A 24,686-nucleotide genomic window follows, 5' to 3' on the forward strand; every position below is an offset into this window, starting at 1 on the left:
ACCCCGCCGGCCTGGTCGGCGAGCAACTCCTCGGCGTAGATCTGCTCGACGTACTGCGAGAGCAGCAGGATCGGCAGCCCGGGTATCCGTTCCCGGGCGGACAGCGCCGCGCGGAGTCCGTCGTCGGTGTGGGTGGGCGGCAGCCTGATGTCCACGACCGCGAGGTCCGGCCGGAACTCCAGCAGCGCGCCGAGCAGGCCCGGCGCGCTGTCGGTGGCCGCCACGACCTCGAACCCGCGTGCCTTGAGGAGCCTGACCAGCCCCTCGCGGAGCAGGAAGAGGTCTTCCGCGACGACTACGCGCACGGCACCTCCATGACCACGATCGTCGGCCCCCCGGGCGGGCTGCTGACCGCAAGGATGCCGTCGAAGGCCGCCAGCCGTCGCTCCACCCCGGCCAGCCCGGTACCCCGGGCGGGATCCGCGCCGCCCACCCCGTCGTCGACCACCTCGATGCGCAGCAGCCCGTCCGTCCGGGCCATGCGGATCTGGAGGCCGCGCGCCGAGGCGTGCCGGACGGCGTTGGTGACCACCTCGGCGACGGCGAAGTAGCAGGCCGACTCCAGTGGGGCGGCGAACCGCTCGGGCAGATCGATCCCGGTCTCGCACGGCAGGGGCAGGTCCAGTGCGAGCGCCCGCACCGCCTCCCCCAGGCCCCGGTCGGCCAGCATCGGCGGATGCATCCCCCTGATCAGGCCACGCAGTTCCTCCAGTGCCGCCGCCGAGGCGACGCGGGCCTCCACGACCAGTGCGGCGGCCTCGTGGGGGTCGCTGTGGATCATCTCCTCGGCGACCCGGAGGTTCATCCCGATGGTGACCAGCCGTCCCTGTGCGCCGTCGTGCAGGTCCCGCTCGATCCTGCGCAGCTCCGCGGCCGCGGAGCCGACCGCCTCGGCCCGCGTCTCGGTCAGCTCCCGCACCCGCCGGGCCAGGGCCGGGTCAGGTCCCCTCCCGAGCAGCCGGCCGGCATCCGCCAGCACGGTTCTGGGCAACAGCCAGAGCCCGAGGGTCAGTAGCACCGCCCCCTGGATCCCGCCGAGGACCGACGCATGGTGAGCCGTCTCAACGGGGAGCAGCGGCGCCGGCCCGCGCGGGGAGCCGAACTTCCGCACCAGCACCAGGTGTTGTCCGAACCCGCTCTGGGCGACGTCGTACACCCCGATCCCCACCAGCCCCAGGACAGCCAGGTTCGCCGCAGACCTCGGCCACCGCACCAGCCCGGCCACGACGGCCGCCAGCAGCGCCAGTCCCGCCAGGTAACCCACCACTGCCGGCCCGATCCCGGTGCCCGGTGAGGCGAACTGCCACAGACCAAGACCGAGCAGGTCACCGGTCATCACCACGACGGCGGGCAACAGCAGGGCCCAGCGCGCGGACCTCGGCGCGCCGGCTCCGGCCAGACGCGCGGGCCTGCCGTTCGCCGGCCGGAGCAGAGCCGCACCGGCGAAGGCGGCGAGCACCGGGACGCTCACACATCCCACCAGGACGTTCAGCGGTGTCTGCCCATAGCCGGCAGAGGAATGAGTGAGCCAGTACGTCCCTTCGAGCAGTTCGCCGGTCACCGCCGCGACCACGGGCAGCACCCACCGCCTGGGCACGCTCGCCGAGGTGAGCAGCGTGGCGGCCAGCAGGCCGGCCGCCAGCAGCGCTGCCGGGAGCAGCCCACCGGGTTCCAGGTCCGGCATGGTGACGACGTAGCCGCCCGTTCCGGCGGAGTTGTGCAGGGCGAACAGCAGAGCCGGCGCACTGCCGTACGCGGCCGTACCCACCAGCCCCGCCACGACCGGCCAGCCGATCCGCCCAGCCGGTCGCACGATACGCCCCGGCCGGTCCCGCGCCTGCTCAGCCCTGAAGGCCAGCACAGCGCAGACCGCGGTCAACGCCACAAGCACGCCCCCCGGCCAGGGCGCCCCGCCCAGCGGAAACGGCCACATATCCGCCCCCCGTCTCGTCTTCCAGGCCACGCGCTGCGGCCCGGAGATCATGCTGCTGCGAGGGACCCGGCGGGCGCCATGGGCCGAAACCTACTTCTGAGGTGGGCAAACACCTACCCCGGCCGGACCGGGGAGCGCACGGAGACCGAACGAAACAGCGCCCAAACCGACCGAAGCCACTCGGGCGCTGTTGAGCAGGTCGGGGACCATACCCCCGCCCACCTCTCGTAGGCCCTGTGGGACTCGAACCCACAACCGGTGGATTAAAAGTCCTGGCCATGGCATGACGGACGGTTTGGGACGCTGCTTCGCTGTCCGAAACCGCCTGGTCAGAGCAAGTTTGATCTGAGGACCGGCCTGATCAATCACGGTCAGTGCCACGTCGTCCGCTCACGCAGCGCTCACGCAGGAAAGCCAGCTGGACAGACCTCTCAGCATCGCGTCGGTTCGCATCCGGTCTCAGCGCAAATACAGACCGCTTGACGGCGCGTTCATGCTCACGAAGGGCCTGATGACATCGCCTCAGAGAGCAGGCACCCCGACAAGCACCCCGCCGGGGATTGGCACGGGGGGTTGTCCAGGAGACTGGGCCATGAGTCCCGGTTGCACGGTGACCTCCTTACTCAGTGCCTTCCATGAGGTCCTGCAGTCGGTATGAGCCGACCGGGGAAAGATGATGCCGCCGGGTAGCCCGACGTGAAGCGGCTGCCCCTCGGGCAAGAGTGTGAATCCTGCCTCGGCGTAGTAACGAGCAAGGTGGGGCCGAGAAGGCTCAAAGTCCGCAATCAACAATCGGCAGCCTGACTCGCGCAACTGCTCTTCGGCGCGCTGGAGAAGCTGCTGGCCAAGCCGCATCCCGCGTGCCTCGGGTGCAACCGCAAGCGCCTCGATGGTAGCCACCGTACGCGCCAGCCCGCTCCGAAGCAGCGAACCTATCGAGGGGTCCTGAAGCCAGTCGAACGGCGACACGGCGACCAAAGCCCCCAGGAGCTTTCCCTCCTTGTTTTCGACGACAAGGTCTACCGAGAGGCCGACCGTCTGCGGCATGCTCTGTCCCGAGTCGATCAGCCTCTCTAGGCTCTCGAAGGACTCCGGATGATCGGGATCCACAGGGCGCACGAGGTCTCGAACCAGCGCGCCTTCGCCGGGCCGAGCTTCGCGGATGCGGATGCCGTCACCAGCCAGCTGCCGCCGTACAGCGAGGGCTGCCGCTCTTTCTCTTGATCTACGTCCCATGGATGGATGGTGTCATGCACGGTGAACGGTCCTGCCTAAGCTGATCACAAGACCTTCACCAGTGGCATGCTGAGGACGCCGCCAGCACAACACCGGGGGAAACCTTGCCAGCGCCATTGGATCCGGACATCGCTGAAGCGCGCATGCGGGCGAAGGGGTGGGTGCCAACCATCCCTTTCCCTGGCGCTGACAAACCGTGGCCAGGCTGGTGCAAGTGGTGCAAAGAGCCTGGCAGGCCGCGCTACTCCAATGTCTGCTCGCCCAACTCCAAGCAGGGTCCATGCCGTCCGTGCAGCGGAGCGCAGAAGAAGACCGAGGAGGAAGCGCGGGCGATCATGGCTGAGCGTGGCTTGGTGCCTCAGGTCCCCTACCAAAGCAACAACACACCCTGGGAGTCAGAGTGCGGGAACTGCCACGAGGTGACCTGGCCGACGCTGTCGAGCGTCAAGAAGGCGATCACCCAAGGACAGCCAAAGTGCTGTGACCGGTGCAGACGCAACGGCCCAATCCGTCCGGAGGTCGCTGAGGATCTGCTGCGCCGAGCGGGCGGCGAACCCCTGATGCCCTTCCCGGGGGTAAGGAAGAAGTGGCCGGCGCGTTGCCTCAATGCAGAGTGCCGCCGCGACATCGCTCCCTGGTTCGACAGCATCAAGAACGCAGGAACAGGCGCATGCTGCTACTGCGGTGGCTACGGCATCCGAGCCGACGACAAGGCGCTGGTCTACCTGATACTTCATGACCGGTACGCCGCAGGCAAGATCGGTATCGCCAAGTTCGGCAGTCGACGCATGGCTCTGCATCAGGGCAAGGGGTGGGTGCTCGATAGGCAGGTCACCATGCTCGGGGCTCAGGCTCGCGCCGTCGAAGGCCGCGTATTGCAACTGTGGTCTTCACTGGCTCTTCCCTACGGCGTTAGCCCCGCGAACATGCCCTATGCAGGCTTCACCGAGACCGTCAGCCTAGAAGCGCGCCCGCTGGAACAGTTGCGGGGCGACCTCGCCGACGCCTTGTTTGCCGAAGGCATACCGGCCTAGGCGGTTTCGTTTGGATCACCTGGCTGACCAGAGGAAGATGCTCGCAACGTGGAGTCCGGCCAGGTAGATGGCTGCTGTCTTCTCGTAGCGGGTGGCGATGCCTCGCCACTGTTTCAAGCGGTTGATGCAGCGTTCGACCGTGTTGCGTTGCTTGTAGGTCTCGCGGTCGAAGGCGGGTGGCCTGCCACCCCGGCTGCCGCGTCGCAGACGGTGGCCGCGTTGATCGGCCGGCACGGGGATGACCGCCCGGATGCCGCGCCGCCTGAGGTGCTCACGGATGGCCCGCGACGAATACGCCTTGTCTGCGAGGACTGCCGCTGGCCGGGTTCGGGGCCGTCCACGCCGTCGGGGAACACGCAGCCGCGCCATCACGTCAGCGAAGGCAGGCGCGTCACCGGCCTGTCCGGCGGTGAGATGGAAGGCCAGGGGCCGGCAGTTGCCATCGGCCGCGAGATGGATCTCCGTGGTCCGTCCGCCACGGGACCGGCCGATGGCGTGGTCGTACGGCTCGTCGGCCGGGGCCCCTTTTTGCGGGCTCCGGCCGCGTGCTGATGGGCTCGCACGATCGTGGAGTCCACCGAGACGACCCAGCTCCCATGTGCCATCGGCGGACCACATCCGCAGCCGGTTGTAGATCCCCCGCCAGTTGCCGTACTTCTCCGGCAGTTGCACCCACTGTGCCCCGGTCTGAAACTTCCAGGCGATGGTGTCGATCACCTCTCGGTGGTCCCGCCACCGGCCACCCCGCTTCGGTGTCCGGTCCGGAAGCAACTGCTCAATCCGCGCCCACTGCGCGTCAGTCAGTGGTCTTCCAGCTCATGCCGCAGGAACTCACCGATCTCCGCCTGGTCGGCGCCCCCCGGAGCCGCTGAAGGAGAGGGACGAGCATGCAGTCGTACTCGTCCTGCACCGCGTCAGCGACGCCGATCGGATCCCACGCATTGAGCAGATGCCGCAGGCCGTTCTCGGTGACGTCGGTCCCAGGTCGCATCGCTCCAGGGTGCCACCCCAGAACCGCCGTCATCACTCACCCCCACCTTGATCCAGAAGAAACCGCCTACACCAGCCCCGCTCACCTGTGGCTGGGTAGCACCGCCGAAAACCGCGCGGAATGGGCCAGTCGGCACTGCACCACCACAGGCCCGCTCGCAGAACTCCGCGGGACTGCTGGACGCACCCGCCTTATCGCCGCCGCCCGGGCTTGCTGCCGGAGAGGACCCAGCACGATCGGAGACCGGAATCACGCAGCAGAAGCCGCAGGACTCCCCTCTCACCTTGCGGGGGCGCCGCAGTTTTCGTGGCTGGCCGCGGTTGGGGCGGAGCCCCCTCGCCTCCTGGAGCGGCCTACCGCGCGCCAGGTTGTTCAGCTCGGTGATCGCGGTCCCTGCGTGCGGTGCTCACGCTTCCCCGTCGTTGGTGTCCCGGTCGCTGTGGGCGAGGCGCTCGCTCTGGTGGCCTGGCGCGTCGGCTCTGCAGGGTCGGAAGCGGGCGAGGTATGCCGGGCTTGGGCCGCGGCGCTCGGTCAGGTGGAGGCCGGCGGCGTCGGCGAGCCGGTGCAGCCGGCCGAAGGGGACCCAGTGCCTGTCGAAGAACTCGCCGATCACCAGCCGCCCGCCTGGTGCCAGCACCCGTGCCGCCTCGCGCAGTACCCGATCCGGCTCGGGGATCTCGCCGAGCGCGGTCACGGCGTATACGGCGTCGAATGTCCCGTCCGCGTAGGGCAGTTCACGTGCGTCCGAGCGGGTGGGCCTGATCGTCGCCAGGCCGTCGCGCTCGGCGCGGCACATCACGTGGTCGAGCATCTCCTGCTGGATGTCGAGCACATCGAGCCGTCCCTCCGGCCCGAGCTGCGGGGCGACGTGCAGCGACTGCAGGCCCGTCCCCGGGCCGATCTCCAGGATCCGCTCCCCCGGCCGCGGTTGCAGTACGGCGTCCATCCGGTCGGCGGTCAGGAACGGCAACGGCACGTCGAGGAGGCCGCGTTGGGCGTAAGGATAGGGCGCCGTGTCGCCCAGCCACCAGGCGGCGGCCAACGCGGCGCCCGCGCCGGCGGCGACCGCCCAGCGGGTCCGGGCCGGGATCGGGGCGACGGGGGCGGTGGTGATGCGGTGCATGGTGTTCTCCGGTGGATTGATTTGGTCCGTGGCATGTGGCTGGGCAGTCGGCGTCACGCGGGCCGGCTCAGCGTCCGCAGCGCCAGCCGGCCGCACAGCGCGGCGAGCGGCAGCTCGGCGCCGAGCGCCATGGCGACCGCGGTGGCGAAGTCGCCGCCCGGGGCCGCGGTCGTGGTGTCGAACCAGGCGTCCACCACAAGCAGCGTCGCGGTCGCGGCGGCTGCCAGGGCGTGCCGCCGGTCGCCGCGGGCGGCGAGGAGGCCGGTGGCGATCAGGCCGAGCGCCTCCAGCGCGTCGAGCCCGACCCAGGCGACCGGCCAGTGCGCCGCGGTCGCGGTGGCCGGCAGGCCGGTGGCCAGCACGTACAGCCACGGCAGCAGGGCGAACCCGCAGGCGACCAGCAGCCACCCGGCCCGGCGCATGCCCCGCGCCGGGCGCGGCTCCTCCGCCTCTTCGTGGAGCGGGATGACCTCGGCGCGGTCGAAGCCCTCGGCACCGGCCACTTCGTCATTGCATAACCCCAGTTGACGCATCGTCTTCCCCCGCTCCCCGCCGGCTCTGCCCTTCACGTGCTCCACCCTCCGCCGCACACGGGGGCGCCGTCAGTCACGCAGGGTTCCGACCCGGGGTGGAGATAAGTGCACCCCCGAACCGGGCGGGAGCGTCATGGCACGGGGATGGCCTGCGGCTTTACCGTTTGACGCATGCAACTCACGACGTGGCTGCAGCTGGTGCTGGGCCGGCCGTTCCGCAGGGCGGGACACCGGACCGCGCTCGTCGCCGCCGGCCTGCCGCTCCACCTCGCCGTGGTGCCACTGTGGCTCTGGCTGCTCGGCACGATGGCGGCGTTGGTGCCGGCCGTGACTCCGCTGCCCGTGCTGCTCACGCTCGTGGTGACACCCCTGCTGACCGTCGGGCAGCGGCGGCGCTACCGGGCGCTCGTCGGCAAGGACCTCCCGCGCCCCGCCGTACCCGGGCCCGGACGCAACTGGAAGTCGGCGGCACGTCGGCTGACCGGCCGGGCCTTGTGGCGGCAGGTCTGCTACCACGCCGTGGCGGGTCCGCTGCTCGCCGTCCTGGACCTCGCCGTCCTCGCCGTCTGGGCCGCCGCTCTCGTGGCCGCCTCCCTCTACGTGTGGATCTGGGCGCTGCCCCCGCAGTGGCGGGTCACCGACCTCGGGTACACCACGCAGGCCGCGTACATCACCGCCGGCGGCCTCGCCCTGCTGTTCCTCGGGCCCCGGCTGACCGGCGCTCTGGTGCGGCTGGAGACCCGGGCGGCCGAGGTTCTGCTCGGCCCCAGCCGCACGGAGAAGCTGGCCCGCCGGGTCGCCGACCTCGCCGAGAGCCGGGCCGGCGTGCTCGATGCCGCCGACGCCGAGCGGCGGCGGATCGAGCGCGACCTGCACGACGGCGCGCAGCAGCGCCTCGTCTCACTCGCCGTCAACCTGGGCCTGGCCAGGTCCACCCTCGGCGACCTGCCGGAGGACGCCCGCAAGGTGATCGACGAGGCGCACCGCGAGGCGAAGGAGGCGATCGCCGAGCTGAACAACCTGGTGCGCGGCCTGCATCCGGCCGTCCTTGAGGACCGCGGCCTCGACGCCGCGCTGTCCGGAGTCGCCGCCCGCCTCCCGATCCCGGTGCGCGTGGCGGTGCACCTGCCGCAGCGCCCCTCACCCATGGTCGAGGCCGTCGCGTACTTCGTGGTCTCCGAAGCCCTGACGAACGTGGTCAAACACGCCCAGGCGACCCGGGCGGACGTGACCGTGGAGCGGATCGGGGAGACACTGCTGGTGGTCGTCGCGGACGACGGCGCGGGCGGCGCGGATCTCGCGGCGGCCGGCGGCACCGGGCTCGCCGGGCTCGCCAAGCGCGTCGCGTCCGTCGACGGCACGTTCTCCTGCCGCAGCCCCGCCGGGGGCCCGACCGTCATCACCGTGGAGCTGCCGTGCGCGCCGTGATCGCCGAGGATTCCCTCTTGCTGCGCATCGGCGTGGTCAAGGTGCTGGAGGCGGCCGGCTTCGAGATGTGCGCGCAGGTCACCGACGCAGAAGGGCTGCTGGCGGCCGTCGAGGATCACCGTCCCGACATCGCCGTGGTCGACGTGCGCATGCCGCCCGGCTTCACCGACGAGGGAGTACGCGCCGCGCTGGTGATCCGCCGCCAGTACCCGCGTACCGCCGTGCTCCTGCTGTCGCAGTACGTGGAGGAGCGGTACGCCGCCGATCTGCTCGCCGCCAACACCTCGGGCGTCGGCTATCTGCTCAAGCAACGCGTCGCCGACGTCGAGGAGTTCGCCGAGGCGGTACGCCGGGTGGCGGCCGGCGGCACCGCGCTCGACCCGCAGGTCGTCGCGCAGCTGCTGGTGCGCCGGCACAGCGATCCGCTCGACCGGCTGACACCGCGCGAGCGGGAGGTGCTGGAGCTGATGGCGGGCGGCCGGTCCAACTCCGGCGTCGCCGCCGACCTGGTCGTGAGCGAGAGCGCGGTCGCCAAGCACATCAACAGCATCTTCACCAAGCTCGACCTGCCCAAGGCCGACGCCGACCACCGCCGCGTCCTGGCGGTGTTGCGCTTCCTGGGCGTTGCGACCGCATAGTGCGCGATCACGCCCGCATGCCCAGTCGACAACGGTGCTGAGCAGCACTGAAGGCCCAGGCCGAGGGCAAGAAGAAGGCCCGGCGGAAGAAGCCCAAAGAGTAGGGCCGAGCCCGCTCCGCTCACGCAAGCCACCCCACAGCGCCCCCGCCGTGTGACGCGCCATGCCCCGAGCAACACAAAACCCCAGGCCAGCGACTATCTGACCTGGGGTTTCCGTGGAGCCGCTTTCGGGATTCGAACCCGAGACCTACGCATTACGAGTGCGTTGCTCTGGCCATCTGAGCTAAAGCGGCATGTCAGCCGCACCTATGGTGCGATCAGCGACGTCGGTAAGTCTACACAGTTTCCAGGGGTGCTTCGTACCGGCCCCGGAGCGGGTGGCTCCGGGGCCGGCTGGAGGAGTTACGAGCAGCGCTTTCCCACGGTCGGCGGGGTGCCGTGGAGCAGATAGGTGTTGATCGCCGTGTCGATGCAGGTGCTGCCGCGGCCGTAGGCGGTGTGGCCGTCACCGACGTAGGTCAGGAGGCGGGCCGAGGACAGCTGGCGGGACAGGGACTGCGCCCAGCGGTAGGGGGTCGCCGGGTCGCGGGTGGTGCCGACGACCACGATCGGCGCCGCGCCCCCGGCCCGGATACGGTGCGGCTCACCCGTGGCCTTCACCGGCCAGTACGTGCAGTTCAGCGACGCCCAGGCCAGGCCGGCGCCGAAGACCGGGGACGCCTTCTCGAAGGCGGGCAGCGCCTTCTCCACCTGGTCGGGACCGGTGAAGGCGGGCGGCAGGTCCAGGCAGTTCACGGCGGCGTTGGCCATCATCAGGTTGCTGTAGTGGCCGTCGGCGTCACGTTCGTAGTAGCTGTCGGAGAGCGCGAGCAGGCCCGCGCCGTCGTTCTTCGTCATCGCGGAGGTCAGCGCCTCGCGCAACTGCTCCCACGTGCCCTGGTCGTACATCGCCGCGATCACCCCGGTCGTGGCCAGCGCCTCGCCGAGTTTGCGGTGGGCCGCGTCGCCCGCCGGGACGGGATGCGCGTCGAGCTTGCGGAAGAACGCCGTGAGGTGGTCGCCGACCTGCGCGGGCGTCGTGCCCTTGCCGCCGAGCGGGCAGCCGGAGTGCCGTACGCAGTCCTTCGCGAACGCCTGGAACGCCGTCTCGAAGCCGGCCGTCTGCTCCAGGTTCAGCTTCCGGGCATCCAGGGAGGGGTCCATCGCGCCGTCCAGGACGACCCGGCCCACCCGGTCGGGAAACAGCCCGGCGTACGTCGCCCCGAGAAACGTGCCGTACGACGCCCCCACGTAGTTCAGCTTCGGATCACCCAGCGCCGCGCGCACGATGTCCATGTCACGCGCCGCCTCGACGGTGGAGACGTGCCGCAGCAGCCGCGCCGAACGCGCCCCGCAGCTCTCCGCGAACTTCCTGTCCGCCGTGACCAGCGCGTTCCGCTCCTGCTGGTCGTCGGGCGTCATGTCCGTCTGTGTGTACGCGTCCATCTGGCGGCCGCCGAGGCACTCGACGGGCTCGCTGCGGGCGACGCCCCGCGGGTCCACCGCGACCATGTCGTAGCGCGCACGGACGTTGGCCGGGTAGCCGATACCCGCATAGCTCTGCAGGTAGCCCACCGCCGAGCCGCCCGGACCGCCCGGGTTGACCAGCAGCGAACCGATCGGCTTGCCCTTGCCGGTGGCCTTCTTCCGGGCGACGGCGAGCCGGACGTCACCCGAGCCGGGCTTGGCGTAGTCCAGCGGGGCCTTCATCGTCGCGCACTGGAAGCCGGTGACACCGCAGCTGCGCCAGTGCAGCTTCTGGCTGTAGTACGACGACAGGGCCGACGGTGTCGCGCGCGGCAGCGCGGCCAGCGCCGCGTCCGTCGTACCGCCGGCCGACCTGGTCGAGCTCCCGGAGGAGCAGGCGGACACGAGCAGGGCGACGGCCGCGAGAAGGGTGGCCGCGAGGCGGGCCGTCGTCCGGGGGCGGGGGCCCAGGGTCCGGCGGGGAGATGGGCTGAGGTGCATCAAGCGAGCGTAACGCTGAGCGACGGATCGGGTGCGGGACGTGGGGATTATGGCTCGTACGGGGGACATACCCGCACCTCCGAAGGTGTCAGAGCGGTGTCAAAGGTCCGGCCTCGTCCTGGCAGGTGGTCACCCGAAGCACCACGGGGGCAGTCGCTTGCCCGGCGCCGGGGCCGGCCTCCGGCGCCGTGGCGACCCTCCCGCGATGTGCGGTGGTCAGCCCGCCCGCAGTGCCATCGTCATCGCCTCCACGGCCAGCAGGGGAGCCACGTTGCGGTCGAGGGCCTCGCGGCACGCGGCGATCGCCTCGATGCGGCGGAGCGTGGCTTCCGGAGTGCTGCCGCGCGCCAGCCGCTCCAGGGCATCCTCGGCGTCGGCGTTGGCGATCGCCACCCGGGAGCCGAGCTGGAGGGCGAGGACATCGCGGTAGAAGGCGGTGAGATCGCCGAGGGCGACGTCGAGGCTGTCGCGCTGCGTGCGGGTTCTGCGCCGCTTCTGCATGTCCTCCAGATCCTTCATCACGCCCGCCGTGCCGCGCGGCAGCCGGCCGCCCTGGGCCGCGCCGAGCGCCGCCTTCAGTTCCTCGGCCTCCCTGCCGTCCGTCTCCTCGGCGAGCTGCTTGGCGTCCTCGGCGGCCGCGTCGACCAGTTCCTGGGCGGCCTTGAGGCAGGCGCCGACCTCGTCCAGGCGCAGCGGCAGCCTGAGCACGGCGGTACGGCGCTCACGGGCCGCCGCGTCGGTGGCGAGGCGCCGGGCCCGGTCGACATGCCCCTGGGTGGCGCGGGCGGCGGCCACCGCGACCCCGGGCTCGATGCCGTCACGCCGTACGAGCATGTCGGCGACCGCGTCCACGGACGGCGTGCGCAGGTTCAGGTGACGGCAGCGGGAGCGGATCGTCGGCAGGACGTCCTCGACGGAGGGGGCGCACAGCAGCCAGACCGTGCGCGGGGCGGGCTCCTCCACCGCCTTGAGGACGGCGTTGGCCGACTTCTCGTTCAGCCGCTCGGCGTCCTCGACCAGGATGACCTGCCAGCGGCCGTTCGCCGGGGCCGTGAACGACTTGCGGACCGTGTCCCGCATGTCCTTCACAAGGATCTCGGAGCCCACGGCGGCCACCGTGGAGACGTCCGCGTGCGTGCCGAGCAGCGCGGTGTGACAGCCGTCGCAGAATCCGCAGCCGGGGGAGCCGCCGAGGGCGCGGTCGGGGCTCACGCACTGCAGGGCCGCGGCGAAGGCCCTCGCCGCCTGGTTCCGGCCGGCCCCGGGCGGGCCCGTGAACAGCCAGGCGTGCGTCATCCTCGAGGCCTCGGGCAGTGGCTCGCCGGCCCGCGCGGCCGTGACGAGGGCGTCGGCGTCCCGCGCGGCCGCGTCGAGCACCGCGCTCACCTTCTCCTGCCCGACGAGGTCGTCCCATACGGTCATGGGTCACGCCGCCCTTCCGTCACACTCCGCGTTCCTGCCATCCATTGTGCGGGTGGGCACTGACAACGCGGTCGACGCGGGCGGCGGCGGCCGTCGTGACGGCCGTGACGCGATCGGTGATCGCCGTTGTACGAAAGGGCGGCGCCGACCGCTGTTCCGATCGGCGCCGCCCTGGGCCGTGCCCGCGGGCGAGCGTCGTCAGCCGCGTCGGCCCCGGCCGCTGCGGCCCTGCTCCTCGTCGTGGTCGCCGTGGTCCCGCTCGTCGTACGAGCCCAGCAGCTCGTCCGCCAGCGACGGCAAATCGTCCAGCGGGGTCTCCTCCGCCCAGTCGGGCCGCGGCCGACGGCGGGAGCCGTCGGCGTCGACCTGGGGCATCTCGCGCGTACGGTCCTCGGAACCGTCGGGGCCCGCGGCGGGCCGCTCGTCCCGGAAGAAGCCGGACGGCACCCGGTCCGCCGGTGCGTCACCCCGTACGGGCGGCAGTACGGCCGTCTCGTCGGCCGCACCCGGAACCGGCGGCAGCACGGCCGTCTCGTCCGCCGCACCCGAGACCTGCGGCAGGACGGTCGTCTCGTCCCCCGCGCCCTGCGCCACCGGCGGCAACACCGTCGTCTCGTCCGCCGCACCCGGAACCGCCGGCGGCTGCGGCAGCTCGGCCGTGACCTCCGCTTCGGAGCCGGGCGCGGCCGGGCCGGCCGCGTCCCGCTGCCCGTCGGTCCGGCCCCGGCCGTCGCGTTCGTCACGCACGGGACGCAGCACCGTCGTCTCCTCCGTGCCCGCCTCGCGCGTGCCCGGCGACACCACCGGTGCGGGGACCGTCACCGCGTCGGAAGCCACGCCCGGCACGGTCGGCAGGGGCATGCTGGACCGGCGGGCCGCCGTGTCGGCCGCCGCCGCTGCCTCGGCCGCCTGCCGACGGGCCTCCTCGGCCCGCAGCAGCGCCTCCTCGGCCTTGCGCTGCTTCTCCAGGCGCCGCGCTTCCTCCTCGGCGCGCAGCCGGGCCTGCCGGGCCTCTTCCTCGGCACGCAGCCGGGCCTCCTCCTCGGCCTGCTTGCGGCGCCGCTCCTCCTCGGCCCTGCGGCGGGCCTCCTCCTCGGCGCGGGCCTTCTCCTCGGCGAGCAGCCGCTGCCGCTCCTCCTCCGCGCGCCGGGCCGCTTCCGCCGCCCGCTGCCGGGCCTCCTCCGCCTGCCGTTCGGCCTCGCGGCGCTGCGCCTCCTCCAGCTCGCGGCGCTTGCGTTCCTCCTCCTCGGCGCGCAGCCGGGCCAGCTCCTCCTGGCGCTCGCGCTCCAGGCGCTCCTCCTCGGCCTTGCGCGCGGCCTCTTCCTCGGCCTTGCGGCGAGCCTCCTCCTCGGCCTTCTTCCGCGCCTCCTCCTGGGCCTTGATCTCGGCCTCGGACAGCGGCAGCACGGTGTCGAGCCGGTGCCGGACGACGGTGGTGACGGCCTCGGGCTCCTGGCCGGCGTCCACGACCAGGTAGCGGCCGGGGTCGGAGGCGGCCAGGGTGAGGAAACCGGACCGCACGCGCGCGTGGAACTCCGCCGGCTCCGACTCCAGCCGGTCCGGCGCCTCGGTGAACCGCTCGCGGGCGGTTTCCGGCGAGACGTCCAGCAGGACGGTCAGGTGCGGGACGAGTCCGTTGGTCGCCCAGCGGTTGATGCGGGCGATCTCGGTCGGGGACAGGTCACGGCCGGCGCCCTGGTAGGCGACGGAGGAGTCGATGTAGCGGTCGGAGATCACGACCGCGCCGCGCTCCAGGGCCGGGCGTACGACCGTGTCGACGTGCTCGGCGCGGTCGGCGGCGTACAGCAGCGCCTCCGCGCGGTGCGACAGACCCGCCGAGGACACGTCCAGCAGGATCGAGCGCAGCCGCTTGCCGACGGGCGTGGCCCCCGGCTCGCGGGTGAGCACGACCTCGTGGCCCTTGGCACGGATCCACTCGGCGAGGGCCTCGGCCTGGGTGGACTTGCCGGCGCCGTCGCCGCCCTCCAGCGCGATGAAGAAACCGGTCGCCGCCGGTGCCTCGACCGGGTCGTCGCCGCCGAGCAACGCGTCCTTGAGGTCCTGGCGCAGCGGAATGCCGGAGCGGTCGTCGACCTTGGCGAGCACCAGCGCCGCCACCGGCAGCAGCAGGGCGCCGACCAGCATCAGCGTGAAGGAGGCGCCGCCGTGCGCGAAGACGAACTTGCCGTTCTCCATCCGGTGCCGGCCGATGAGCCCGGCGACCACCGGCGCGATCAGCGCACCGAGCGCTATGAAGACCCGGACGACCGCGTGCAGGTGCTCGGTGACACGCGCCCGGCGGTAGTCCTCGGTCTCCTGGTCGAGCAGGGCGTGGCCGGTGTTCGCCGCCACGCCCGCGGTGACGCCGGCCAGCGTGACGATCAGCAGCACCGTGGTGACGTCGGGAACCAGTCCGGCGGCCAGCAGGGCGATACCGGTGAAGGCGATCGCGAGGGCGAGCAGCCGGCGGCGCGAGAGCGAGGGCAGCAGCGCGGGGGCCGTACGGATGCCGACGGCGACACCGCCGGTCAGGCCCAGTACCAGCAGGCCGTACAGGACCGGGCCGCCGCCCAGGTCGGTGGCGTGCAGCACGCACACCGACACGGCCGCGGCGATGGCTCCGGCGACCGCCGCGCAGGCCGGGACGAGCAGCGGGATCACGCCCGTACGGCCCTTGTCCACACCGGTGCCGGTGCGCGGGCGGCGCAGGCCCTCCAGCGGGGAACGCGCGCGGGGGGTGCGCGTGTCGGGCAGCTCCAGGAAGGTCAGCACGGACAGGGAGGCGGCGAACAGGCCGGCCGCCACATACGAGGCGAGGGCCGCGTGGTGCTGGTCGAACCAGGCCACGCCCGTGCCCAGCAGGTTGTTGAACAGGGCGGCGACGACCAGCGCGGCGGCCGCCAGCGGGACGGACAGGAAGGTGGTGCGCAGCGAGAGGCGGCGCAGGGCGTCCATGTGGTCCGGCAGCGGCCGTACGGTGGCGCCCTCCGGGGGCGGGCCGGGCAGCAGGGCCGGAGCCGCGCTCTCCCGGCACACCGTCCACAGGCGCTCGGCGACGCCGGTGACGAAGGCGGTGACCAGTACGACGGCCAGCGCGTTGTCCGGCGTCCAGTCGATCCACAGGGGTGCGACGATCAGCAGGGCGGCGCGCACACCGTCGGCGCCGACCATGGTCCAGCGACGGTCGAGCGGGCCGTCCTGGGCGGTGAGCGTGGTCAGCGGGCCGAGGAGGACCGCGCCGAACAGCAGCGCGGCGAGGACGCGCGCCGCGAAGACCGTCGCCACTGCGAACGCCGCGCCCCGGTATCCACCGCCGAACGCGCCCTCGGTGATCGCCGCCTGGAGGCTGAGGACGACCAGGACGAAGAGTGCCAGGCTGTCGCCGACACCGCTCACCAGCTGCGCGCTCCACAGGCGCCGCAACTGCGGTCGGCGCAACAGGGAACGGACGGCACGCTCGCGTGAGTCCGCGACCAGGGCGTCGTCCGGGGCTGTGGTGGGGGCCGTTGGCTGCTCGGCTCGCGTCATGCGTTCAGCCTATCCGCAGCCGCCGACACCACACCCCGCCCGTCCTGGCATGCGCACGCCCCGACACCAAAGTGATGCCGGAGCGTTCGCTGCGCGAAGCCGGGAGCCACCGACCGCAGTCGCTGCGCGCCGGAGACCGTGGCCACCACGCGGGAAGCCACGGATCATCCGCACCGAAGCCGCCGGCTCCTACCCGGAGCCGGCGGTTGTCCGTGCCGGTGCCGTCAGTCCTCCGTGCCGGAAGCCGTGGCCTTCGAGGCCGTCGCCTTCTTGGCGGTCGTCTTCTTCGCCGTGGTCTTCTTCGCGGCCGCGGTCGTCTTCTTCGCCGCCGTCTTCTTGGCGGCGGTCTTCTTCGCCGGGGCCGTCTTCTTGGCCGCGGCCTTCTTCGCGGTCTTCTTGGCGGGACCCTTGGCGCGCTTTTCGGCGAGCAGTTCGAAGCCGCGCTCCGGAGTGATCGTTTCGACGCTGTCACCCGAGCGGAGGGTCGCGTTGGTCTCGCCGTCGGTGACGTACGGACCGAAGCGGCCGTCCTTGACCACGACCGGCTGGCCGGAGACCGGGTCCTCGCCCAGCTCCTTCAGCGGCGGCTTGGCGGCGGCGCGACCCCGCTGCTTGGGCTGGGCGTAGATCGCCAGCGCCTCTTCCAGCGTGATCGTGAAGAGCTGCTCCTCGGACTGCAGCGAGCGTGAGTCCGTGCCCTTCTTCAGATACGGGCCGTAACGGCCGTTCTGCGCGGTGATCTCCTGGCCCTCGGCGTCCGTGCCGACGACGCGCGGCAGCGACATCAGCTTCAGCGCGTCCTCGAGCGTCACCGTGTCGAGCGACATCGACTTGAAGAGCGAGGCCGTGCGCGGCTTGACCGCGTTCTTGCCGGTCTTCGGAGTGCCCTCGGGGAGGATCTCCGTGACGTACGGGCCGTAGCGGCCGTCCTTGGCGACGATCTGGTGCCCCGTCTGCGGGTCCGCGCCCAGCTCGAAGTCGCCGCTCGGCTTGGCCAGCAGCTCCTCCGCCAGCTCGACGCTCAGCTCGTCCGGCGCCAGGTCGTCCGGGATGTCGGCGCGCTGGTGCTGCTCGCTGTCCTTCTCGCCACGCTCGATGTACGGGCCGTAGCGGCCGACGCGGAGCACGATGTCGTTGCCCACCGGGAACGACGACACCTCGCGCGCGTCGATCGCGCCCAGGTCGGTCACCAGTTCCTTGAGGCCGCCGAGGTGGTCCCCGTCGCCGTTGCCGGCGTCGGCCGCGCCACCCGTGACCGTGCCTTCACCGAAGTAGAAGCGCTTCAGCCACGGCACGGCCTTCGCCTCGCCGGCCGCGATGCGGTCGAGGTCGTCCTCCATCCTGGCGGTGAAGTCGTAGTCGACGAGCCGCCCGAAGTGCTTCTCCAGGAGGTTGACGACGGCGAAGGAGAGGAAGGACGGGACGAGGGCCGTGCCCTTCTTGAAGACGTAGCCGCGGTCGAGGATCGTCCCGATGATCGACGCGTACGTCGACGGGCGGCCGATCTCGCGCTCTTCCAGCTCCTTGACCAGGGACGCCTCGGTGTAGCGGGCCGGGGGCTTGGTGGCGTGCCCGTCGACCGTGATCTCCTCGGCGCTGAGGGCGTCGCCCTCGTTGACCTGCGGCAGCCGGCGCTCGCGGTCGTCCAGCTCGGCGTTCGGGTCGTCGGCGCCCTCCACGTAGGCCTTCAAGAAGCCGTGGAAGGTGATCGTCTTGCCGGAGGCGCTGAACTCGACGTCCCGGCCGTCGGCGGCGGTGCCGCCGATCTTCACGGTGACGGAGTTACCCGTGGCGTCCTTCATCTGGGAGGCGACGGTCCGCTTCCAGATCAGCTCGTAGAGCTTGAACTGGTCACCGGTCAGGCCGGTCTCGGCGGGGGTGCGGAAACGATCACCCGAGGGGCGGATCGCCTCGTGCGCCTCCTGCGCGTTCTTGACCTTGGCGGCGTACGTGCGCGGCTGCGGGGGCAGGTAGTCGGCGCCGTACAGCTGCGTGACCTGGGCGCGGGCCGCCGCGACCGCCGTGTCGCTCAGCGTCGTGGAGTCCGTACGCATGTACGTGATGTAGCCGTTCTCGTACAGCTTCTGGGCGATCTGCATGGTCGCCTTCGCGCCGAAGCCGAGCTTGCGGCTGGCCTCCTGCTGCAGCGTCGTCGTACGGAACGGGGCGTACGGCGAGCGACGGTACGGCTTGGACTCGACGGAGCGCACGGAGAAGCGGGTGTTCTCCAGGGCGGCGGCGAGGGCACGGGCCGTCGCCTCGTCGAGATGGAGGGTGTTCCCGCTCCTGAGCTGTCCCAGGGAGTCGAAGTCGCGGCCCTGCGCGACCCGCCTGCCGTCGACGGTCTGCAGGCGGGCGACCAGCGACGACGGGTCCGACCGATCCCCTGCGCGGCCGGTCGCGAAGGTGCCCGTCAGATCCCAGTACTCAGCGGAACGGAAAGCGATGCGCTCGCGTTCCCGCTCGACGACGAGACGGGTCGCGACGGACTGCACACGGCCGGCCGACAGCCGGGGCATGACCTTCTTCCACAGGACCGGCGAGACCTCGTAGCCGTAGAGGCGGTCGAGGATACGGCGGGTCTCCTGGGCGTCGACCAGCTTCTGGTTGAGCTGGCGCGGGTTGGCGACGGCCTCGCGGATCGCGTCCTTGGTGATCTCGTGGAAGACCATCCGCTTGACGGGGATCTTCGGCTTGAGGACCTCCTGGAGGTGCCAGGCGATCGCCTCGCCCTCCCGGTCCTCATCGGTGGCGAGGAACAGCTCGTCGGAGTCCTTCAGCAGGTCCTTGAGCTTCTTGACCTGCGCCTTCTTGTCGGCGTTGATCACATAGATCGGCTGGAAGTCATGGTCGACGTCCACACCGAGGCGGCGCACCTCGCCGGTGTACTTCTCGGGCACCTCGGCGGCGCCGTTGGGGAGGTCGCGGATGTGCCCGACGCTCGCTTCGACGACGTAGCCGGGGCCGAGGTAGCCCTTGATCGTCTTCGCCTTGGCAGGCGACTCGACGATGACGAGTCGGCGGCCGCCCTGTGCGGTCTCGCTGGTCGGGGACAACTTCGCTCTTCTCTCCGGTCGACGCTGTGGCCTCCCCAGGCCTTGGTCCCGGGGTCGCGGCGTGCTTCTGGCTCATGTGATGCTGCGGAGTGTGACGGTACATCCCGCCCCCGTGTCAAACGGGAAAAGCCCACAACGGCCACTCGAACGGTAACCCGACTACCGCCATTCCTGCCGCCCGGAGTACCGGGTACCCGCTGAGGCACGTCCGGAGCGCGACGCTCCCCTTGCTTTTGCGGCGCCGTCGCCGCCGCGCACCCGCCGACGTCAGAGGCGGGTCAGGCAGTACACGCCGAGGGCCAGAGTGACCGTCCCGGCCACGCTCGCGAGGGCGGCCGATGCGATCTGGTTCACACCGTGGGCCACCGGCTCGCGGCGCCTGAGGCGGGTGCCGGTCCAGGCCAGTACGGCGCCCCCGAACAGGGCGAACACCATGCCCGTGAAGATCGCCGGCCCGCTCTCCATCCCCCGCCCACCTCTTCCGTGACATCCGACTCCGCCCAGCGCCGGAGACTGGCAGGCGCGGGAGAAGAGCGGACGACACCGGGGTGAACGGAGGGACAACGTGATGCCGAACACACGATCGAGCGCCGCCGCCCCGAGCGCGCCCTCCGTATTTTTCCGGCCGTTTTCCCGATCCCGGCGCGTCCCGGCCCTCGGCACCGGTCCGCTCCGGCCCGTGCCACCGGCATACGACGACGATCCGGGCGCCGACCCCCAGGCGTCCCGGGACGCCTACGACCACACGGGCAGCCGCCCTACCGCAGCCGCACCAGCCACCGTGATCCCCCGCGCACCAAACCGGTCACCCGGCCCGCCGCCCGCCGAACCGGCCCGAACCGGCCCGGCCCGGTCAGTTCGCCGGCTCGAGGAAGCCCTGTTCCACCAGGAGCCGGATCTGCGCGGGCGTCCGGTCGCGGAGCACCACCGGGTCCTCGTTCATGAGCTGGGCGATGGCGTCCAGGATGCGGCCCGCGCTCAGCGTGCCGTCGCACACGCCCGCGAACCCCGCGCCGACCGTGTCCACCTTCGTGGCCCGGCGCATGCCGCGGTGCTGGCGCAGCACCACATGCTCCGGATCCTCGGCACCGGGCATCCCGACCTGCTCCTGGACCACTTCGGCGGCGAGCTTGAAGTGGCTGGCGAGCAGCGCCGCGTCGTCGTGCTCCCGGAGGTAGTCGAGACGCTCGAAGTGCGCCCGGATCGTGTCCCCGAGGGGCTGCTCGACCGGGTGCGGCCACTCCTCCACGGTGATCGAGGGCTCCGCCGCCCCCGTCCTGCGCAGGGTGATCCAGCCGAAGCCGACCGCCTTGACCTTGCGCGCCTCGAACTCGTCGAGCCAGGCGTCGTAGCGCGCCTGGTACTCCGCCGGGTCCCCGCGGTGGTCCCCGGCGTCCCTCAGCCACAGCTCGGCGTACTGCGTGACGTCCTGTGCCTCGCGCTGCACGATCCAGGCATCGCACCCGCGCGGCACCCACGACCTGAGTCTGTCCTGCCAGTCCTCCCCCGCGACGTGCTGCCAGTTGGCGAGGAACTGCGCGAACCCGCCCTCGTTCAGCCGTTCCCCCGCCTGCTGAACGAGCGAGCGGCACAGATCGTCCCCGCCCATGCCGCCGTCCCGGTACGTGAGGCGAGCACCGGGCGAGATGACGAAGGGCGGGTTGGAGACGATCAGGTCGAACGTCTCGTCGTCCCGGACCGGCTCGAAGAGCGAGCCCTCGCGCAGGTCGGCGGCGGGCGCGCCGGAGAGCGCGAGGGTGAGCGCGGTGATGTGCAGCGCGCGCGGGTTGAGGTCGGTCGCCGTCACGCGCGTGGCGTGCTGGGCGGCGTGCAGCGCCTGGATCCCGGAGCCGGTGCCGAGGTCCAGAGCGCAGGCGACGGGCGTGCGGACCGTGATGCCCGCGAGCGTCGTGGAGGCACCGCCGACGCCCAGCACGACGCCTTCCTCCCGCTGCCCGATGCCACCCGCCCCGCCGACCGCACAGCCGAGGTCGGAGACGATGAACCAGTCCTGGCCGCCGGGTCCGCCGTAAGGCCGTACGTCCACGGTGGCGGCCACCTCGTCGCCGCCCACGCGCGTGAGCCACCCGGCCGCCAGGCCCTCCTCGGTGGGTAGAACGGCCGCCACGCGCGCGTGGGGCACCGGTTGCTGGAGCAGGAAGAGCCGTACGAGCGTCTCCAGCGGCGTGTCGCCCCGGGTCGCCCTCAGGGCGGGCACGGTCTCACTGCGCCCCAGCGCCGCGTACGCGGGGGCGCCGAGCAGGTCGAGCAGTCCGTCGGCGGTGAAGGAGGCGCCGAGCAGGGCGTCCCGCAGCCGGGCGGCGACATCGAGTCGGTCGGTGGAGGGCAGAGGAGCGGAGGTGGCGTTGGTCACGCCACCATTGTGGCCCGTGGCGCGCGGCTCAGCCGTTGGCCGGCGACGGTGAGGCGGAGGTCTTCGTGCAGCCGGACTGCTTGGTCACCGCCTGGTTGACGTCGCCCTTCTCGAGGTTCTGCAGGGCGGTGATCGCGCCGTCGTACTGCGCCGCCACCGCCTTCATCCGCTCCGAGAGGTCGCCCAGACCGGAGGCGAACTTCGTCTGGTCCTTGGTGTCGAGCCCGTCCACCCGCTTCTTCAGATCGGCATACGCCGCGGACAGGGCCGTGAGCTTCTTGACGGCGTCCTGCTGCTTCGCCGCGCCGCCGTCGACGCCGGGAGGCGCCCCCGCGCCGGAAAGGCTGGCCGCGCGCGCCTTGAAGCCATCGGCCAGGTCCTGGAAGGCCTGGGAGTCGGTCTTCTGGACATCCTTGGGCGGGCCGTCCTTGGCGACCTTCGCCAGCGCGTCGAAGGCACCCGAGATCTTCGCCTGCTGCGCCGGCAGCGGGTCGCACACCGTCTTGGCCCAGGCCACGAGCTTGGGGTCGGGCCCCTTGTCGCCACCACCGCCGCTGCTGCTGCATCCCGACAGCGCCACTACCAGTACCGAACCGCCGGACAGTGCGGCCGCGAGCTTCTTGTTCACCGGATTGGTCCCTTCCATGGCTCTCGGCCCACGGACCCTACACGGCGGACGGACACCCTCCGTACCCGAACGCCCTCCGAGGCGCCCTTTGTGACTCTTTGCACCATGCGAGAGAAGGCTCACCACGTGGGCGGGCCCACAGCCGCCCACCCATAGCCCCCCCACAGCCGCCCACAGCCCCGCCCACAGTTCCTCCTGCAGTTCCCGTCTGCACTCCCGCCTGCGGACGCGCCCACAGAACGCGAAGGCGGGCGGCACGTCAGCACGCGCCGCCCGCCCGCCCGTTGAGCAGGGATTTTCGAGCCGAACCAGGAGTACGGCTACGAAACAACCGCCGTGTTCGGTGAGTTGGCGACCCGTTCGACGCTCTCCTCGTCACCGACGGTGATTCCGCGCCGCTTGGAGGCGTACACGGCGACGACGATCACCAGGAGCGCGAGGATCGCGACCCCGATCCGTACGCCCAGGTTCTTGTCACTGCCGTAGGAGAACTTGATCACCGCGGGCGCGATGAGCAGCGAGACCAGGTTCATGACCTTCAGCAGGGGGTTGATCGCCGGTCCTGCGGTGTCCTTGAAGGGGTCGCCGACCGTGTCGCCGATCACCGTGGCCGCGTGGGCCTCGCTGCCCTTGCCGCCGTGGTGGCCGTCCTCCACCAGCTTCTTGGCGTTGTCCCAGGCGCCACCGGAGTTGGCGAGGAACACCGCCATCAGCGTGCCCGCGCCGATCGCGCCGGCGAGGTAGGAACCCAGCGAGCCGACGCCGAGCGTGAACCCGACGAAGATCGGCGCCATGACGGCGAGCAGGCCGGGTGTGGCCAGCTCCCGCAGGGCGTCCTTGGTGCAGATGTCGACGACGCGCCCGTACTCGGGCTTCTCGGTGTAGTCCATGATCCCGGGGTGCTCGCGGAACTGCCGTCGCACCTCGAACACCACCGAACCCGCCGAACGCGACACGGCGTTGATGGCCAGTCCGGAGAAGAGGAAGACGACCGCGGCGCCCGCGATGAGGCCGACGAGGTTGCTGGGCTGCGAGATGTCCAGCGATAGGCTCAGCGGCGCGCCCGGGCCGGTGAGTTTCGCCCCGACGTCCTTCACGTTGGTGGTGATCGCGTCGCGGTACGACCCGAACAGCGCCGACGCGGCGAGGACGGCGGTGGCGATGGCGATGCCCTTGGTGATGGCCTTGGTGGTGTTGCCGACCGCGTCCAGGTTGGTCAGCACCTGTGCGCCCGCGCCCTGCACGTCGCCGGACATCTCGGCGATGCCCTGTGCGTTGTCGGAGACCGGCCCGAAGGTGTCCATGGCGACGATCACGCCGACCGTGGTGAGCAGGCCGGTGCCGGCCAGCGCGACCGCGAACAGCGCGAGCATGATCGACGTGCCGCCGAGCAGGAACGCCCCGTACACGCCGAGCCCGATGAGCAGCGCGGTGTAGACGGCGGATTCCAGGCCGACCGAGATGCCGGCCAGGATGACGGTGGCCGGGCCGGTGAGTGAGGTCTTGCCGATGTCCCGCACCGGGCGGCGGTTGGTCTCGGTGAAGTAGCCGGTCAGCTGCTGGATGACGGCGGCGAGCAGGATGCCGATCGCCACCGCGACCACGGCGAGGATCCGCGGGTCGCCGCCCTTGCCCCTGATCGCCGCCTCCGTGACCCCGTCGAGGTCGGAGTACTTCGACGGCAGGTAGACGAAGACCGCGATCGCCACCAGCACGAGGGAGATCACCGCGGAGATGAAGAAGCCGCGGTTGATCGCGGTCATGCCGCTGCGGTCGGCCCGGCGGGGCGCTACCGCGAAGATGCCGATCATCGCCGTGATGACGCCGATGGCGGGCACGAGCAGCGGGAACGCCAGCCCGGAGTCGCCGAAGGCGGCCTTGCCGAGGATCAGCGCGGCCACCAGGGTCACGGCGTACGACTCGAAGAGGTCGGCCGCCATGCCCGCGCAGTCGCCGACGTTGTCGCCCACGTTGTCGGCGATGGTCGCGGCATTGCGCGGGTCGTCCTCCGGAATGCCCTGCTCGACCTTGCCGACCAGGTCGGCGCCGACGTCGGCGGCCTTGGTGAAGATGCCGCCGCCCACCCGCATGAACATGGCGATCAGGGCGGCGCCGAGGCCGAAGCCCTCCAGCACCTTCGGCGCGTTGGCCGCGTACACCAGCACCACGCAGGAGGCGCCCAGCAGGCCGAGCCCCACCGTGAACATGCCGACGACGCCGCCCGTGCGAAACGCGATCTTCATCGCGGTGTGCGAGACGGTGGTGAGATCCTTTTCCGGTTCTCCGGGTGCCGGTGTGGCCTCCCGGGCCGCCGCGGCGACCCGCACATTGCTGCGCACGGCCAGCCACATGCCGATATAGCCGGTGGCCGCCGAGAACGCCGCACCGATCAGGAAGAACACCGATCGTCCGGCACGCTGATTCCAGTCGTCCGCGGGCAGCAGCATGAGCAGGAAGAAGACGACGACAGCGAATACGCCGAGCGTGCGCAGCTGCCGGGCGAGATACGCCTTCGCACCTTCCTGGACCGCCTCGGCGATCCGCTTCATGCTGTCGGTGCCCTCGCCCGCGGCCAGCACCTGGCGCACCAGGACCCCGGCGACCACGAGCGCGGCCAGGGCGACCGCCGCGATGACGGCCACGATGATCCGGTTGTCGTCGGTCAGAACCGCTGCTGCGAGAGATGTGGGGTGATCCGATTGAGGGATGGAAAGCCCCGCCATTCGTCCTCCTTGACGCTTGGGCTGAGCTCA

The 24,686-nt window shown here is 71.5% G+C and carries 18 protein-coding genes and 1 tRNA gene; 3 read left to right on the forward strand and 16 right to left on the reverse strand.

The window, feature by feature from the left end:
- From ACZ7GZ_RS26395 to ACZ7GZ_RS26405, 3 genes are all read right to left on the reverse strand, one after another.
- Positions 1–305: response regulator (locus ACZ7GZ_RS26395; protein WP_471027847.1), on the reverse strand; the 305-nt coding region annotated here is incomplete at its 3' end.
- On the reverse strand, positions 296–1,813 hold the full coding sequence (locus ACZ7GZ_RS26400; RefSeq protein ID WP_471027848.1) for a sensor histidine kinase: 1,518 nt from the start codon (positions 1,811–1,813) through the stop codon (positions 296–298). The genes ACZ7GZ_RS26395 and ACZ7GZ_RS26400, both read right to left, overlap by 10 nt.
- 642 nt (positions 1,814–2,455) lie before the next feature.
- A complete protein-coding gene (locus ACZ7GZ_RS26405) occupies positions 2,456–3,169 on the reverse strand; it encodes a GNAT family N-acetyltransferase (protein ID WP_471027849.1) in 714 nt (237 codons plus the stop codon).
- A 419-nt stretch (positions 3,170–3,588) separates the two neighbouring features.
- Between ACZ7GZ_RS26405 and ACZ7GZ_RS26410 the strand changes: the two genes are divergently transcribed.
- Complete coding sequence (locus ACZ7GZ_RS26410; protein WP_471027851.1) at positions 3,589–4,203, forward strand: hypothetical protein; 615 nt, start codon at positions 3,589–3,591, stop codon at positions 4,201–4,203.
- Between the two features lie 15 nt (positions 4,204–4,218).
- On the opposite strand, the gene ACZ7GZ_RS26415 is transcribed toward ACZ7GZ_RS26410, so the two are convergent.
- The 4 genes from ACZ7GZ_RS26415 to ACZ7GZ_RS26430 all read right to left on the reverse strand — a co-directional run bounded on the left by ACZ7GZ_RS26415 (position 4,219) and on the right by ACZ7GZ_RS26430 (position 6,820).
- Positions 4,219–4,974, reverse strand: coding sequence for an IS5 family transposase (locus ACZ7GZ_RS26415; RefSeq protein ID WP_471027853.1), 756 nt, complete (start codon positions 4,972–4,974; stop codon positions 4,219–4,221).
- Between the two features lie 25 nt (positions 4,975–4,999).
- Positions 5,000–5,194 carry a hypothetical protein gene (locus ACZ7GZ_RS26420; protein WP_471027854.1) on the reverse strand — a complete coding sequence of 65 codons (195 nt, stop codon included), beginning with the start codon at positions 5,192–5,194 and terminating at the stop codon, positions 5,000–5,002.
- A 406-nt stretch (positions 5,195–5,600) separates the two neighbouring features.
- Positions 5,601–6,317: a class I SAM-dependent methyltransferase gene (locus ACZ7GZ_RS26425; RefSeq protein WP_471027856.1), complete on the reverse strand. Its 717-nt coding sequence runs from the start codon at positions 6,315–6,317 to the stop codon at positions 5,601–5,603.
- 53 nt (positions 6,318–6,370) lie between these two features.
- Positions 6,371–6,820, reverse strand: coding sequence for a hypothetical protein (locus ACZ7GZ_RS26430; RefSeq protein ID WP_471027857.1), 450 nt, complete (start codon positions 6,818–6,820; stop codon positions 6,371–6,373).
- A 201-nt stretch (positions 6,821–7,021) separates the two neighbouring features.
- On the opposite strand from ACZ7GZ_RS26430, the gene ACZ7GZ_RS26435 reads away from it, so the two are divergent.
- Both ACZ7GZ_RS26435 and ACZ7GZ_RS26440 read left to right on the forward strand, forming a co-directional pair.
- Positions 7,022–8,278 (forward strand): sensor histidine kinase, encoded by a 1,257-nt coding sequence (locus ACZ7GZ_RS26435; protein WP_471027858.1) that lies wholly within the window; start codon positions 7,022–7,024, stop codon positions 8,276–8,278.
- Positions 8,266–8,916, forward strand: a complete 651-nt coding sequence (locus ACZ7GZ_RS26440) for a response regulator transcription factor (protein WP_471027860.1) — start codon at positions 8,266–8,268, stop codon at positions 8,914–8,916. The genes ACZ7GZ_RS26435 and ACZ7GZ_RS26440 overlap by 13 nt, the downstream gene beginning before the upstream one ends.
- Positions 8,917–9,134: 218 nt before the next feature.
- Here the strand turns inward: ACZ7GZ_RS26440 and ACZ7GZ_RS26445 are convergent.
- The 9 genes from ACZ7GZ_RS26445 to ACZ7GZ_RS26485 all read right to left on the reverse strand — a co-directional run bounded on the left by ACZ7GZ_RS26445 (position 9,135) and on the right by ACZ7GZ_RS26485 (position 24,656).
- Positions 9,135–9,211 (reverse strand) — tRNA-Thr (locus tag ACZ7GZ_RS26445).
- A 109-nt stretch (positions 9,212–9,320) separates the two neighbouring features.
- Positions 9,321–10,925, reverse strand: coding sequence for an alpha/beta hydrolase (locus tag ACZ7GZ_RS26450; protein WP_471027861.1), 1,605 nt, complete (start codon positions 10,923–10,925; stop codon positions 9,321–9,323).
- Positions 10,926–11,141: 216 nt separating this feature from the next.
- The gene (locus ACZ7GZ_RS26455) at positions 11,142–12,347 is read right to left on the reverse strand and encodes a DNA polymerase III subunit delta' (protein ID WP_471027863.1); all 1,206 of its coding nucleotides are present in this window, start codon (positions 12,345–12,347) and stop codon (positions 11,142–11,144) included.
- Positions 12,348–12,545: 198 nt separating this feature from the next.
- Positions 12,546–15,875 (reverse strand): dTMP kinase, encoded by a 3,330-nt coding sequence (tmk, locus tag ACZ7GZ_RS26460; RefSeq protein WP_471027865.1) that lies wholly within the window; start codon positions 15,873–15,875, stop codon positions 12,546–12,548.
- 224 nt (positions 15,876–16,099) lie between these two features.
- The gene (gene topA, locus ACZ7GZ_RS26465; RefSeq protein WP_471027866.1) at positions 16,100–18,931 is read right to left on the reverse strand and encodes a type I DNA topoisomerase; all 2,832 of its coding nucleotides are present in this window, start codon (positions 18,929–18,931) and stop codon (positions 16,100–16,102) included.
- Between the two features lie 267 nt (positions 18,932–19,198).
- Positions 19,199–19,396, reverse strand: coding sequence for a hypothetical protein (locus ACZ7GZ_RS26470; RefSeq protein ID WP_471027868.1), 198 nt, complete (start codon positions 19,394–19,396; stop codon positions 19,199–19,201).
- Positions 19,397–19,784: 388 nt separating this feature from the next.
- Complete coding sequence (locus tag ACZ7GZ_RS26475) at positions 19,785–21,305, reverse strand: DUF7059 domain-containing protein (protein WP_471027869.1); 1,521 nt, start codon at positions 21,303–21,305, stop codon at positions 19,785–19,787.
- Positions 21,306–21,333: 28 nt separating this feature from the next.
- Positions 21,334–21,951 carry a small secreted protein gene (locus ACZ7GZ_RS26480; RefSeq protein WP_471027871.1) on the reverse strand — a complete coding sequence of 206 codons (618 nt, stop codon included), beginning with the start codon at positions 21,949–21,951 and terminating at the stop codon, positions 21,334–21,336.
- Positions 21,952–22,253: 302 nt separating this feature from the next.
- Positions 22,254–24,656, reverse strand: coding sequence for a sodium-translocating pyrophosphatase (locus ACZ7GZ_RS26485; RefSeq protein ID WP_471027872.1), 2,403 nt, complete (start codon positions 24,654–24,656; stop codon positions 22,254–22,256).
- Between the last annotated feature and the right edge of the window lie 30 nt (positions 24,657–24,686).

It is taken from the genome of Streptomyces sp. NPDC037288 (genome assembly GCF_055603265.1).

Excerpts from the sequence above, each read along its gene's own strand:
- ACZ7GZ_RS26405 (WP_471027849.1), bottom strand. The coding sequence starts at position 3,169 with ATGGGACGTAGATCAAGAGAAAGAGCGGCAGCCCTCGCTGTACGGCGG.
- ACZ7GZ_RS26420 (WP_471027854.1), bottom strand. The coding sequence starts at position 5,194 with ATGCGACCTGGGACCGACGTCACCGAGAACGGCCTGCGGCATCTGCTC.
- ACZ7GZ_RS26425 (WP_471027856.1), bottom strand. The coding sequence starts at position 6,317 with ATGCACCGCATCACCACCGCCCCCGTCGCCCCGATCCCGGCCCGGACC.
- ACZ7GZ_RS26435 (WP_471027858.1), top strand. The coding sequence starts at position 7,022 with ATGCAACTCACGACGTGGCTGCAGCTGGTGCTGGGCCGGCCGTTCCGC.
- ACZ7GZ_RS26450 (WP_471027861.1), bottom strand. The coding sequence starts at position 10,925 with ATGCACCTCAGCCCATCTCCCCGCCGGACCCTGGGCCCCCGCCCCCGG.
- ACZ7GZ_RS26455 (WP_471027863.1), bottom strand. The coding sequence starts at position 12,347 with ATGACCGTATGGGACGACCTCGTCGGGCAGGAGAAGGTGAGCGCGGTG.
- tmk (WP_471027865.1), bottom strand. The coding sequence starts at position 15,875 with ATGACGCGAGCCGAGCAGCCAACGGCCCCCACCACAGCCCCGGACGAC.
- ACZ7GZ_RS26470 (WP_471027868.1), bottom strand. The coding sequence starts at position 19,396 with ATGGAGAGCGGGCCGGCGATCTTCACGGGCATGGTGTTCGCCCTGTTC.
- ACZ7GZ_RS26480 (WP_471027871.1), bottom strand. The coding sequence starts at position 21,951 with ATGGAAGGGACCAATCCGGTGAACAAGAAGCTCGCGGCCGCACTGTCC.
- ACZ7GZ_RS26485 (WP_471027872.1), bottom strand. The coding sequence starts at position 24,656 with ATGGCGGGGCTTTCCATCCCTCAATCGGATCACCCCACATCTCTCGCA.